The 12154-nt window shown below is 27.0% G+C and carries 16 protein-coding genes; 1 reads left to right on the forward strand and 15 read right to left on the reverse strand.

What is annotated here, in order from left to right; all coding sequences use genetic code 11:
- Positions 1–42: 42 nt before the first annotated feature.
- The 13 genes from B2W91_RS15680 to B2W91_RS15740 form a co-directional block, all read right to left on the reverse strand.
- Complete coding sequence (locus B2W91_RS15680; protein ID WP_291582629.1) at positions 43–315, reverse strand: phage holin family protein; 273 nt, start codon at positions 313–315, stop codon at positions 43–45.
- Between the two features lie 309 nt (positions 316–624).
- Complete coding sequence (locus B2W91_RS15685) at positions 625–825, reverse strand: hypothetical protein (protein ID WP_291582631.1); 201 nt, start codon at positions 823–825, stop codon at positions 625–627.
- A 163-nt stretch (positions 826–988) separates the two neighbouring features.
- The gene (locus B2W91_RS15690) at positions 989–1171 is read right to left on the reverse strand and encodes a DUF4829 domain-containing protein (protein WP_291582656.1); all 183 of its coding nucleotides are present in this window, start codon (positions 1169–1171) and stop codon (positions 989–991) included.
- Complete coding sequence (locus tag B2W91_RS15695) at positions 1164–1706, reverse strand: GNAT family N-acetyltransferase (protein WP_291582632.1); 543 nt, start codon at positions 1704–1706, stop codon at positions 1164–1166. The genes B2W91_RS15690 and B2W91_RS15695 overlap by 8 nt, the downstream gene beginning before the upstream one ends.
- A gap of 484 nt (positions 1707–2190) precedes the next feature.
- The gene (locus B2W91_RS15700; RefSeq protein ID WP_291582634.1) at positions 2191–2568 is read right to left on the reverse strand and encodes a hypothetical protein; all 378 of its coding nucleotides are present in this window, start codon (positions 2566–2568) and stop codon (positions 2191–2193) included.
- An 813-nt stretch (positions 2569–3381) separates the two neighbouring features.
- Positions 3382–4335, reverse strand: coding sequence for a hypothetical protein (locus B2W91_RS15705; protein WP_291582636.1), 954 nt, complete (start codon positions 4333–4335; stop codon positions 3382–3384).
- A 451-nt stretch (positions 4336–4786) separates the two neighbouring features.
- Positions 4787–5236: a hypothetical protein gene (locus tag B2W91_RS15710; RefSeq protein ID WP_291582638.1), complete on the reverse strand. Its 450-nt coding sequence runs from the start codon at positions 5234–5236 to the stop codon at positions 4787–4789.
- 150 nt (positions 5237–5386) lie between these two features.
- A complete protein-coding gene (locus B2W91_RS15715) occupies positions 5387–6130 on the reverse strand; it encodes an N-acetylmuramoyl-L-alanine amidase (RefSeq protein ID WP_291582640.1) in 744 nt (247 codons plus the stop codon).
- Between the two features lie 2 nt (positions 6131–6132).
- Positions 6133–6591: a phage holin family protein gene (locus B2W91_RS15720; RefSeq protein ID WP_291582642.1), complete on the reverse strand. Its 459-nt coding sequence runs from the start codon at positions 6589–6591 to the stop codon at positions 6133–6135.
- Between the two features lie 60 nt (positions 6592–6651).
- On the reverse strand, positions 6652–7122 hold the full coding sequence (locus tag B2W91_RS15725) for a DUF5317 family protein (protein WP_291582644.1): 471 nt from the start codon (positions 7120–7122) through the stop codon (positions 6652–6654).
- A gap of 165 nt (positions 7123–7287) precedes the next feature.
- Positions 7288–7482: a hypothetical protein gene (locus B2W91_RS15730; protein ID WP_291582646.1), complete on the reverse strand. Its 195-nt coding sequence runs from the start codon at positions 7480–7482 to the stop codon at positions 7288–7290.
- Between the two features lie 265 nt (positions 7483–7747).
- Entirely contained in the window at positions 7748–7891 is a 144-nt protein-coding gene (locus B2W91_RS15735) for a hypothetical protein (RefSeq protein ID WP_291582647.1), read from the reverse strand.
- Between the two features lie 97 nt (positions 7892–7988).
- Positions 7989–8270: a hypothetical protein gene (locus B2W91_RS15740; RefSeq protein WP_291582650.1), complete on the reverse strand. Its 282-nt coding sequence runs from the start codon at positions 8268–8270 to the stop codon at positions 7989–7991.
- A gap of 302 nt (positions 8271–8572) precedes the next feature.
- Between B2W91_RS15740 and B2W91_RS15745 the strand changes: the two genes are divergently transcribed.
- Complete coding sequence (locus B2W91_RS15745) at positions 8573–8791, forward strand: helix-turn-helix domain-containing protein (protein WP_291582651.1); 219 nt, start codon at positions 8573–8575, stop codon at positions 8789–8791.
- A gap of 55 nt (positions 8792–8846) precedes the next feature.
- Here B2W91_RS15745 and B2W91_RS15750 read toward each other — a convergent pair whose 3' ends face one another.
- Both B2W91_RS15750 and B2W91_RS15755 read right to left on the reverse strand, forming a co-directional pair.
- Positions 8847–10403, reverse strand: a complete 1557-nt coding sequence (locus B2W91_RS15750; protein WP_291582653.1) for an AIPR family protein — start codon at positions 10401–10403, stop codon at positions 8847–8849.
- Positions 10384–10905: a hypothetical protein gene (locus B2W91_RS15755; protein ID WP_291582655.1), complete on the reverse strand. Its 522-nt coding sequence runs from the start codon at positions 10903–10905 to the stop codon at positions 10384–10386. Before B2W91_RS15755 ends, B2W91_RS15750 begins: the two co-directional genes overlap by 20 nt.
- Between the last annotated feature and the right edge of the window lie 1249 nt (positions 10906–12154).

The following is a 12154-nucleotide window of genomic DNA, read 5'->3' on the forward strand; positions in this document are numbered from 1 at the left end:
CCTTTTGTCTACAGTCTGAGGTAATGTATAAATACATTACCTTTAGCTTTGATTATCCTGTTCTTTCTTTTTTATAGTGCTTTGCTTAAACAATTGATTTGTATACACTGTAGTACCGGTAACTAAAACTCCTTGTATAATTGCCTCCATATTAAGTCCTAAAAGACCTATGGAGCCTCCTATTCCTATGATTAAAAGTATCCAAGGAATACTCCAATCTTGAATTTTAGAGGTATTTTTAAGCATCATTCCTATTATATAAAGTACTGGTATTAATATAAGTGCCTTTTCTGTAATAAAACTCATTATATTCATAATTACCCCCATTCATAATCAATATATAAATTTAAAAATAATATAAAATTTATATTATTCACTTTGTGCTATAAATTAGAATATCATTTTAATTTGTAACTTAATAAAGTATATGCTGAAATTTTATGAATAGAGATATTTTATAAAGTTTTACTTAATATTTTAAATATATCTACGATAGTTGTTATTCTTACTATCTTTTATGATAAAAAATTCAATAATAATTAAATGACCGCACACTTATTTAAGTGTGCGGCTTAAAATAATATATTTTAATATTATATATTTAGCTGGATTTACTTCTTCAAATTAAGCAATGCTAAATACATCAACATATTTTATTGCATTTTTATAGAGTATGATTTGTGTTCCATTCGATCTTTCGCAAACAAAACTATCAGTAGTACCAGTTGTTAACCACGTATACATGTCATTATAATTTGTAATGGCTATATTGTTTAGCCATATACTTGTTCCATCTAAAAAAAGAATACTTAAACTTAATTCCATAATCTTTTCACTCCCCCATTTTACATGTTTTGGAAACTTTTTATATCAAAATCAAATTACACTCATATTATATGATGAAATCATTATATAAGTTCCACTATAAAAATATATTCAATGTTATTGTAAATTTTATTTCATCATGCTTATTGTAGTAAAAAATGTATCAAACTCCAGCATCATCAATCACCCATGGTGAATTGCTATTTTCTCTAATAACCCAATACCACTCCTCATATACTCCACTATCTCGTGCTGTAATTGTGCCTTCTTTATACTTTACATCATACTTTACATCATATTTTACTCTATATCCCTTTTTCATCTCATTACTATAAAGCTTAGTTATTGGCTGATATTATAGCAAATATCTGATGGTCTTCCCATTGGCCATTAATCTTTACACCTTTTTGCTCTATACCTTCTTTATGAAAACCTGCCTTTTCTAATACTCGCATTGAACCTATATTGCTTAACATTACACCTGCATAAACACGATGTAGTTTTAATTCATTAAACGCAAATTCTACTGCTAAAGAGACTGCTTCCGTGGTATACCCTCTACCATTGTATTGCTTGTCCAATGAATAACCAATTAAACATCTCTGAAGTGAACTTCGAAATATGTGATACAAGGATACATTACCAATCAAATTCTCATTATCTTTTAAGTATATACCAAAAGAATATGCTTTATCTTCTTCTCTTTGCTTTATAGAATTGGCAATATATTTACGTTTTGCATCAAGTGTGTAAAAGTCATCGTCAAAAGCTGGCGAATATTTCTGAAATAACTCACCATTTCTTAAATACAAATCCAATAAAGATTCTGCATCCTCATTTTCAAAAAAGCGAATAAAAATTTCGTTACCTGTGAGAATCATATTAATTTAGCCTCCTATACATAAATCAATATATTTTTTTGTTGCGCAATAATTAACTTCCATGACGTCATCTTTTATATCTACTTGCTTTTCAAAATTCATTTTAGCACCCCTCTTATAACATATATAGATTATTATATAGTTTATTATAAGACATTAGTACGTCATATTCGTTATATTTTAAAAATAAAATAAAAAAGCCTTGTAAGACTTTTATTTAAAATCTTACAAAGCTAGTATTATCAATTAGCGGGGATATATGGTAATTGAACGCATCTGCCAAATTTATTCATTTTAAATATGTCTATGTTTTCTTAAAACATAGACATATCAACGCCTTAAGCAATATATGATTCTGTAACTTTATAACATCACCTAAAACTTATGCGGGAAAAGTGTGGGGAAAATATAGAGGATTATTAGGTATGATTCCTAATAATCTTTCTTCTATAAAATTAACATGTCACGGTTCAATTTATTTTCTTTAAAGTCTATTAAATTGCAAGTTTAATTTACCTTCACCCGAATTATCAATATTTTCAAATGTTAAAGTCCACTTACCAGATATTTTATCAAAATCTTTTGTTTCCTTTAAGGATTTATCTGATGTAACCTCTCCATTCCATTGTATATTTCCATTTGGATCTTTAAGCTCAAACTTAACTTTTCCTTTTGTAAGTGTCAAATCTATTTCTAATTTCATTCCTTCAAAATCATCTTCAACATCATAATAATATGTATCTGCTATTTTATGACCTTCCTCAATAATATAATGTGCTGAACTTTGATTTTTTACTATACATCCAGTCAGCACTATAATAAGTATCCCTATAACTGCCATTGCCGCAACTTTTCTTTTCATTACAATGTCCCCCTTATATAAACTATAGTATACAATTATATTAGTTTGCATTGTAATTATACCATAATTTACATAAAAATATGAATATTCATAACTCTCTCTAAAATAAGAAAGGGCTAGATTAATACATAACGTATTATCTAAACCCTTGATACTTCTAAAATTGGTGGGAATATGTGAGAATCGAACTCACCCGTCGTGGTCTTAGCACGGCAACACGGTTTTGAAGACCGAAAATTGAGTACACGCACTCTTAACCATTGATATATCAAGGTTTCAAATCAAAACTCTGTCATTTTGCAATACGGTTATATCAAATTTTCTTACCTAATATTATACCATTTGAAAGTTATCAAATTCAACTCAATTTAGTATTTCTCCATCTTTTCAGTATCTACAAATGTGGATAATAATATTTACATTAATAAATATAAAATATAAATATACTTCCTGCGATTGTAGGAACAATACTCTATCAACAAAAACGCTACATATTAATATAACTTAAAATAACAAAAGGATTACTAGGTAAAATCCCTAATAACCCTTTTCTTTATAACATTAATATGTTATGGTTCAACTGGTATGTACTCTAAGAACGAACTGTTGAACAACCCATTTAAATACATGCCATGTTAAGGTTCAACACAGTTAACACCCTAAGAATGTCAGAGTCTTTTTTATTCAAATGCATCCTATGTTAAAATTAATAATCTTTACCTTATCTTCAGATACTCCAATATCAAAGTAATTTTGATTTTTTGGTTTTCTCTTTTTAGATCTAATTCATAACTTTTGAATGAAACAGATAATTTATTTAACAATTTTTAAATGCATAGTTTTTTCTTTATAATCTTCCCAAAATATATATTTGCATGTTCCAACATCATTTCCGCATTTAAGACATGTAAAACCCCATCCATTTCGAAAACCATTAAATTCACTGCTAACCAGATCTATTCTAATTATTTTTTTACAGTTTTCACATGGAAAGCTTAGTAGACTTTTTGTTTCTTTATCAAAATAATCTTGTGGCATTGCCGTATCTATTAAATCACAGAATTTATATAAAATTAAATGGTTATTATATATCTTAGTCGTATCTGAGGTCTCTCTTATAAATGTATTATATAATTTTATAACAATGTTATAGGTATAAAATAGTAAGTGTGGCACTTGATTATAATAATATTCTATAAGATCTAAATCATCTTCTTGTCCCGAAAATATAAAGTTAAATTCATTGCTTTTTATATGATTTCCTGTTGTGACTAAATGACTTGCCTTATTCCAAACTCTTTGCAAGCTATATTCTGGCTTATAATTATATCTCAAGTCATAATAAAAAATTTCATCCATGCTAGAAAAATATTCTTGACTGTCTAATTTCTCTATGGCTGATTTTATTATATTTATTTTTTTATCCTTAGATATTTTTTCTATAGCATATTTTTCTATATCTTGATTATTAACCATATTAATAAATTCTTTTGGGTCAGCTAACAACCACTCTAAATACAATAAGTTATCTCTAAATGGCTTTCTTAATAAAGCTAGTGAAACTGTAATTTTCCCATTTTCAATAGTATTTAAAGATTCATATATAAAACTGCACATATCTGCTAAAATTGAATTGAAAATTTCTATTCCTAAAGTATTATTTGCAACATGTTCATACCCATTCTTATACAACCAATTAATAATATTTTCCGTCTCTTCAAGTTCTCTTGCTTGAATTTCATCTCTAATTTTAAAACTAGTAGACATTCTATCCTCTTTCGTAGAGTCACGGAAAATACTTAGAATTACATCATGCATATACCAACAAAAATTTTGTTTGTGCCAATATTCTTCTGGTAATCCTACATATTACCTAGTTATGATATTCCCCATTCTATAGCCCCCCCATAATTTGCCTTAAAAACTCATCCTTTACTGTCTTCACTAAGAAAAAATATTGAATATATACTTTATTTAATTAAATATTTTTTTAATTTTTGCTGTATTTATTATAGTTAAATCTATCAACATTTTATACTATATAAGTACATCCTATGTTAAGTATCAACTTCATGCATAAAAGAATTTTTGCAACCTATAAATTTAAACACATTACATGTTAAGATTAATACTAAGCTCTATTTTTCTTATTCTGCAACTATTTAAGTTTTCCTTCTATAAAATAGCAAATAGTCTCCATTTCTAGAGACTACTCTTGTTATTTTAATATATCAACTTTGATTTCTTTTTTTAATTCTTTTAGATTATTTTTATACTCTTCTTTTATTTCCTTTATTTTAGCTTTATCTTCTTCACTCATCTTATCACCTTTTTCATATTCGCTTATAACGAGATAATAATCCATATTCAAAAGGAAAATTTCACCACAAGTTGCTTTTATCTTCTTTTCTACAGAACCTTCATCTTTCGTTTTTATAAACTTATTAAAGGTATCTATATTTTCATCATATGTCTTACTAAATTCATGATATTCTTCTCTTGTTTTACTATTCATATAGTTATCAATTATTTTATAATTTATTTTTGCTGCTTCCCAAAATTCTTCTCTAACCTCATCTGGAATTTTATTAGAGCTACATCCGACTAGCATTAACGAAAATACGACCATTAATAATATTCCTTTTGTTATTCCTTTTAATCTCTTCATCTCATATCCCCCTATTAGTTTAATAATGCCATTGACTATTTTACAGTACTAAACAAATAATTACAATTTTTTTAAATAAATATAATATATTTGAATTTTTCCAAATAAAAAGAAGGTAGCTCCTAATCTAAGTTAAGAACTACCTTTAAACTACAATATATTTATATAATCCGCACATACATATCCACCATGTTCCCCATAGTAAATGTGTATCCACTCTCCCTCTTGCCTATATAGCCTTACTTTTTCCCCATGCTTCAAAACGCCTAATATTTTACTATTGGTGCTTTTGCTTTCTCTTACATTTAAACCGCTTGTAGCAGTAACAACACCTACTTTTCCATCTAAAGAACACCAATTATTATTACTATTATTATATGTAGCTTTCCCTACGATACCTTCTACAATTGCACCAGCTATTTTTTCTGCATCATACTTATTCATATCCTCTTTACTATCACAAAAACAACATTCTATTAACATTGCTTTAGCTTTTGTGTTTCTTATTACATATAAATTGCTGCCATCTTTAATTCCTCTATCGGCATAACCAAGTCCTACTAAATTATTCAATACTATAGTAGCCTCTGGCAATTGTTCTCCGCCCCATGTAAATACTTCAGTTTCATGTGCCTGCCCATTAAAACAATTAAAATGTATACTGATAAATAAATCTACATTATTGCTATTGGCTTGATTTACTCTATAAGCTAAACTTTTACCTATGTTATTACAAGTATCTATAGTGCAATTTATAACATTATAATCTAATGCTTTTAATTTACTTATAACTATATTCCCTACTTCTCTTGTTAAGTTAGATTCTGCTTTAATTCCTACTGCTCCATAGTCAGCACCAATAAGGGTATGTCCGCAATCTATAGCAATTCTCATAATTAATCCTCCCTCTTAATTTCTTTTTTGCCACCCTCTTTTAGTTGCTCTAAACTTTCTATTAACTTCTTAGGCAACGGTATACCCATTCTTGCCGCATTTTCGCAAATACTTATTCCTTCATTTGCTATTATGAAATAACAAAATATCTTTCTAAGGTTATTGCCTGTTCCTAATAGTCTATCTAGCATTACAGGAACAACTATTAATAATAGTAGGAAAATCTTTTTAACAAGTCCTGTTGTCCCCTTCTGAGAACTTAATTCCTTATTAACTTTGGCAGCTATAACCCCTAATATATAATCCAATAATACAAATATTAAAAGGGTTTGTGATATAATATCAAACCCTCCAGCTAAATAATTTATGGTGGCAATTAATGCAGCCAAGACTCCACTTGATGGAGCTCTTTCCTTTACTGTTGCTAATCCTAAAAAAGCATTTTTAATTATTTCTAACATGTTACACCTCTCTTTTTATTAAATTAAAAGAAGAGTAGACTTACCTACCCTTCTTTTAATTTAAGCAATACTTATTTTTCGCTTATAATTTTGTATTCTTACAAAAATTATATTTACTAAACTTTCTATGATGCTAAAAATTACAAATATTCCACAGCATGCAACTATATCTCCAATACTGTAAAGGCCGCTTTTGAATACTAATCCACGAACATAATATTTGTCAATAAGGTCACTATATAATGTTGATTCATCAGAAAGTTTATGTTTATTATCAATAAGTTCGTTTAATTCTTCAGTGTCTAAATACTTTAAAGCTATATTTTTATCGATTGGCATTTTTCCTCCGTTTGCATCTACAACCTTAAAATTTGTTTTTACTCCAAAAAAGAAAACATTAAGACCAAATATTAATAATATAATAGTTAAGCAAAGTACAAAATTATTAAATAACTTTTTCTTTTTAATAGCCTTAGTTATAAATATACCTACAAATACACCAAGAAAAAGCGATAAAATTATAAGTTTCACTATCATCCCCCCTTTCTATAAATGAATTTATTTTATTATAAGAAATGGGCTATGATAAATCAATACATAATATGTTCTATACTTTTCTATAAAAATAGGCAAAATAAAAAGACCTCTATGGTCCATTATCTTGCCTTTAAAACATTTATTTAGTTTTATGCCGTATTACATTATTCCTAATTGTTTATTTACTTCTTTATTTGTTCTGTTTGAAGCTTCTAATATTTTTCTATAAAGTAAATTACCAGTGTATCCTTGCTTTAAATATTTATTTTCATAATACTCAAATGGTAAATTAGAATTATTAATATCTAAATATGCTGCTAACTTTCTATCTTTCATTAATTTTCTAGCTTGCATTCTATACCTGTTTCTTAATAAATGAGCCTCTATAGCTTGCTCTTTTATTGCTAATGATTTATCTATTTTATTAACAATGTTTTTATCATGGTAAATATACCATTCTCTTACTTTTAGATTACTTAGTTTCCCAATTAAATTCTCATATTCTTCAAAATTAATATCTGCTCTAACCTCTTAAACCTTTCTTTACTAATATTTGCATCACTTATACAGTATAGACGATATATGAAAATTTGTCAATATAAAATCAAAAATGTAATTTTTATACATATTTATCATCATTTAAAGCTTCTGAAACGTTAAATACTTCTTCTCCATTCCCTGTTTTTTTTATTAACCCATAAGGCTGATTTTCCTCTAAAAATATAATAAAATCTACATAACTACAATTTGTTAACTCCATCATTCTCAATACCCCCAATTAATTAATATAATTCTCTATTACATAATCTGTTAGACTTTTCTTGAGTCATATCAACGGTTATTAGTATCTTCTATTTCAGCTATGATACTTTTGCATATTCATAAAAATCATATGAGGCAATAAACGTTAAGTCTATCCATTTATATATTCCTTCTTTAACTTGTAGGTATTCCCCAAATGGTTCTCCTATCATATGTATCCAATCTAAAATATCTGCTAAGTTTGCTAACTCTAATTTGTAAATTTCAGTTCCGCATTCTCTACACATTTCCGTAATGTCCTCCATAGTTACAATTCCATAGTAACTATTCATTAGCCCAAAACTATACACTTTTTTTGCTTCTAAATTGTCTTCTAACATTCTCAATTCCCCCTCGTTCTTTTAAGAAAGTATACACTTTCTAAATTTTTTAAGGTTATCTGCTGTAAGCTCAATAGAAAATTCCTGTGCAAATATAATAAATTGTTGTAATGTTTTAATACTCATTGTTATCACCTCTTATTACCTTTACGCTAATTATATTACTCTAGGAGTAATAAGTCAAGTAATTTTCTTACCATAGGAGTATTTTTTTTTCTGTAGCTATTGCTTTTTACCTATCAGATTAGTATGATTTGTTATATAAAGTAGTTATTATCATTATTTAAAGAGAGGTACATAGAATGATAAGAATATATGTAAGTGAATTATTAGGAAAGTATAAAAAGAATCAATCATGGCTATCTGAACAAACTGGAATTAGAGCTGCTACAATAAGTAATTTATACTACGAGACTTCTAAAAGAATAGAAATCGAACAATTAAATGCCATAGTTAAGGCTTTTAAAGGACTAGATAATACTATAAAGTTTACAGATATAATTGATTACGTAGAAGAATAGTGAAAAAAGGTAGCATTTATTATTTATGCTACCTTTTTATTAAAAATATAATTTACTAATATCGTGCTAAATTTATCCTATATTTTTCAACATAATCAAGTTCTTCATATGCAGTCTTTTCATTTTTAGTTATTAAATTATACATATATTCAGCCTCTATATATGTTTCAGGATCTCTAAATAAATCCGATGTTGAACCATATTGTCTTGTAATTCTTTGTTTTAATAATATCCTATAAATAACTCTTATCATTTCTCCAATAATTTCATCATTTATATTATATTCAACTTGTAACTTTTTCTTAACGATTATAGATTTTCTAGAAGAAAAAATAAAAATTGGGAATATATTTGAAGGTGAAAATCTAAGTTGTCTTTTAACCGCTTTATTGAGTATTTCTTCATTAAATTCATTTTCATCTATTCCTAGACGTTTTTTTAAATCTTTTGATTCTTGAGATACATTTTTTATTACTTCTTCAAATGTTAAATCTTGATAATATAGATTTAATTTATTTTCAAAGACCAACATCGTTTCTATTAAATTTGGCATTAAATTTTTTATTATTATTATAGCATCATTAATTTCTTTATCTGACTTATTCATTTCTGCTATTTTAATTAATTTTTCAAATACACTGTATACTGGTGTTCTATTATTTGCATATTTGCTAACAATACTTGCTACATTATTTTTAATCTCATCACAAGGTTTATAGTCAATTATTAAAGTTGTAGGTATAATAGCTCTTAATATATCAAGTATATATTTTAATGGTAGATCTTGTTTTTGAACAGAGAATCGCCTATATTCAACATCGACTATTTTGCCATTGGTATTTTTCATAATATTATTTTCAAACCACGGTTTATATTTAGTACCAAACTTATCATCAGCTTTTACATTTTGAGTTTCATTATTAGAATTAGCTATGTTTTCACCCCATTTAGGTATTATTGATAAATCATTTTCTTCTTCATTACTTATTATTTCATCTAGCAACACAGCTTTAAAAGATATTCTTGTTTTTAACAACTCTTCAATTGTAATATTATAAAACATATTTAAATACTTGGCATTTTCATTTTTATAAAACCAATATAATACTTTATTGATTTGAGAAACGCTTATACTCGATAGAAAAAAATCTGAAATAGTGGGCAACACTTCTTTAATTATTTCTTTGAATGTATCTTCCATAGTATTAGGTATCTTTTTATGCAATTCTTTTTTTCCTTTATATTTTTGAAATATCTTTATCATGACTAAGATTCTAAATAAAGATAAAGTCTGTAATCCATTCGTAATACACGCATCCTCATATCTTAAAACGCCTTTACCTTCATTTTTATTAAATTCATTTGTTCCACTTTTTATAGTGATTGATATTCCTAAATGTTTAGCCCAAAAGCGATAAGGATCTTCCAATATACTTTTCAATATCTTCATATTTGTTGATGTCATAGCTTGAAATTCTCTTGGATTAGAACCAGCTCCAGTATACAAATAGCCTATGCCTATCACATCACTTACTTCAGTTGACATACAAATACCATCATTTAACGATACTTGATATTTTATAATTCCATCATCAATTTTGATATTCTCCATATTGTTCCTCTTTCTCATATATTTTTTTCTCTATAAAATACATTGGATTATTTAACAATTCAACAAACGCTTCTCCATGTATTACGTAAAATTTTTCTTTTGAATATTTATTTATGCTATTTATATTTTTATTATTAATAAACGGACATATAAGTAAATATCTTACGTTTTTTTCTTTTTCTCTATATTTTATTGAAATATCACTTAAAAACATTTCGCCGAATATAGCCTTTATGAGTTTCTTACCTAGTGGTTTACCCCAATATTTTAACTGACATATAAAAATTATCTCTTTATATTCAATTACAAAATCTATTCCATCATCGTTACTTCTAGTATCCTTGTCTTCTGTAATAATTTTTATACCAAATTTTCTCATTCTTTGTGTAAAATACTCTTCTTCATTTACTGACTTAATGATTCTATCTCTCTCAAAGCTATTAAGTTGTTCTCGATAAAATCTATCTAAATTGTAAAATTGCACTCCCATATAATTTTTCATTTTATTATTCCTTTCTAAATGTAGCCCTATTTCGATTATTTTGAAATATGTGTAATTAAAACACAATTTAGTTACACACATATATATTGCGATATATATAGAAATCTATTCATAATTTATTTCCATATTTGCATCTTATTTCGAAATATATAAAAATAATTATTTCTATTTATAATAAATTATTTCTGCAATTGTCTCTAATTTGCACCCAATTGCTCTATTAATTGTTTTTTGGATTCATACCCTATCTGAATAATTCTAATTGAAAATATTTAACTCTTTTTAAAATCTTTGCTCACCCAAATAATTTTGGTCACCAATATACAAAGCAGGACAGTATCTTGTCTCTAAAGTTTCCCTATTAATCACTTTACAACCTATACAAATACTTACTTTTTATAATAATATGCTATAATATTCCTATATAGGTTGTGTGTAAATAAAGGCAAAAATTTAATCTATTTGCCCTAACCTCTACTATTTACTTGTTCTCTTCGTCTTTATTACCGCTAATAATAAAGTTGTATATTGCTACTATAATGGTAATTATAATTAGCAATATTTCGAGAAGAGTTTTAAGTATTAGAAGTGTTTCGTATTCTAACACCTATATACACAACCTATGTATTTATTTTTTGCATAGCACTTCATTCCCATTTTAGGAAGCTGGTGTCACGATTCACGACGTCAGCCAAGGTCGCCTTGAATTGAGGCGTCCTTATTATAATTGTTGCTATTGGATTCTCCTATCGTAGTCCCAAATTGGGATTTTATCTTTATCATCCTTACCAAGTGAATTAGTGTCGAAGGTTCGACCCTAAAAGTTCTTACAATTGTGGGAAACTAGGGTGCAAGGCTGTACCCCAAATAAAAAAGCGAGATATTTTTAGAATGTTGCACATTAGTGCAATGTGGTTACAGGTTTTAATATCAACGTTTATGTTGCTATACATCCATGCACAGCAAATTTTTATTTAAAATAAATAGGGTCACTCTCTATGAGTAAGTTTTAATGACTTAATAACTATATTAAATATAATTAATTCTTTCTTTGTATTTCTTTGCGTTAATGCTCTGTCTTATCTCTTATTTCCAGCTTGTCCACTCTTATGCGACATTATTTTATTTTCATTTAAGATACCTGTATAAATTAGAAACCACCCTGTGGATAACTTCATATTTTCTATTATTAAAATAAAAAATAGTATTAAACAATATACTATGCACTATATAATATATTCTTTAATAC

This window comes from Clostridium sp. UBA6640, from assembly GCF_002455975.1.
GTDB lineage: Bacteria > Bacillota > Clostridia > Clostridiales > Clostridiaceae > Clostridium_J.

Bases quoted from the DNA above. Each gene is read 5' to 3' on its own strand.
- B2W91_RS15680 (WP_291582629.1), bottom strand. From the start codon at position 315: ATGAATATAATGAGTTTTATTACAGAAAAGGCACTTATATTAATACCA.
- B2W91_RS15685 (WP_291582631.1), bottom strand. From the start codon at position 825: ATGGAATTAAGTTTAAGTATTCTTTTTTTAGATGGAACAAGTATATGG.
- B2W91_RS15695 (WP_291582632.1), bottom strand. From the start codon at position 1,706: ATGATTCTCACAGGTAACGAAATTTTTATTCGCTTTTTTGAAAATGAG.
- B2W91_RS15700 (WP_291582634.1), bottom strand. From the start codon at position 2,568: ATGAAAAGAAAAGTTGCGGCAATGGCAGTTATAGGGATACTTATTATA.
- B2W91_RS15705 (WP_291582636.1), bottom strand. From the start codon at position 4,335: ATGTCTACTAGTTTTAAAATTAGAGATGAAATTCAAGCAAGAGAACTT.
- B2W91_RS15710 (WP_291582638.1), bottom strand. From the start codon at position 5,236: ATGAAGAGATTAAAAGGAATAACAAAAGGAATATTATTAATGGTCGTA.
- B2W91_RS15715 (WP_291582640.1), bottom strand. From the start codon at position 6,130: ATGAGAATTGCTATAGATTGCGGACATACCCTTATTGGTGCTGACTAT.
- B2W91_RS15720 (WP_291582642.1), bottom strand. From the start codon at position 6,591: ATGTTAGAAATAATTAAAAATGCTTTTTTAGGATTAGCAACAGTAAAG.
- B2W91_RS15730 (WP_291582646.1), bottom strand. From the start codon at position 7,482: ATGCAAGCTAGAAAATTAATGAAAGATAGAAAGTTAGCAGCATATTTA.
- B2W91_RS15735 (WP_291582647.1), bottom strand. From the start codon at position 7,891: ATGATGGAGTTAACAAATTGTAGTTATGTAGATTTTATTATATTTTTA.
- B2W91_RS15740 (WP_291582650.1), bottom strand. From the start codon at position 8,270: ATGTTAGAAGACAATTTAGAAGCAAAAAAAGTGTATAGTTTTGGGCTA.
- B2W91_RS15745 (WP_291582651.1), top strand. From the start codon at position 8,573: ATGATAAGAATATATGTAAGTGAATTATTAGGAAAGTATAAAAAGAAT.
- B2W91_RS15750 (WP_291582653.1), bottom strand. From the start codon at position 10,403: ATGGAGAATATCAAAATTGATGATGGAATTATAAAATATCAAGTATCG.
- B2W91_RS15755 (WP_291582655.1), bottom strand. From the start codon at position 10,905: ATGAAAAATTATATGGGAGTGCAATTTTACAATTTAGATAGATTTTAT.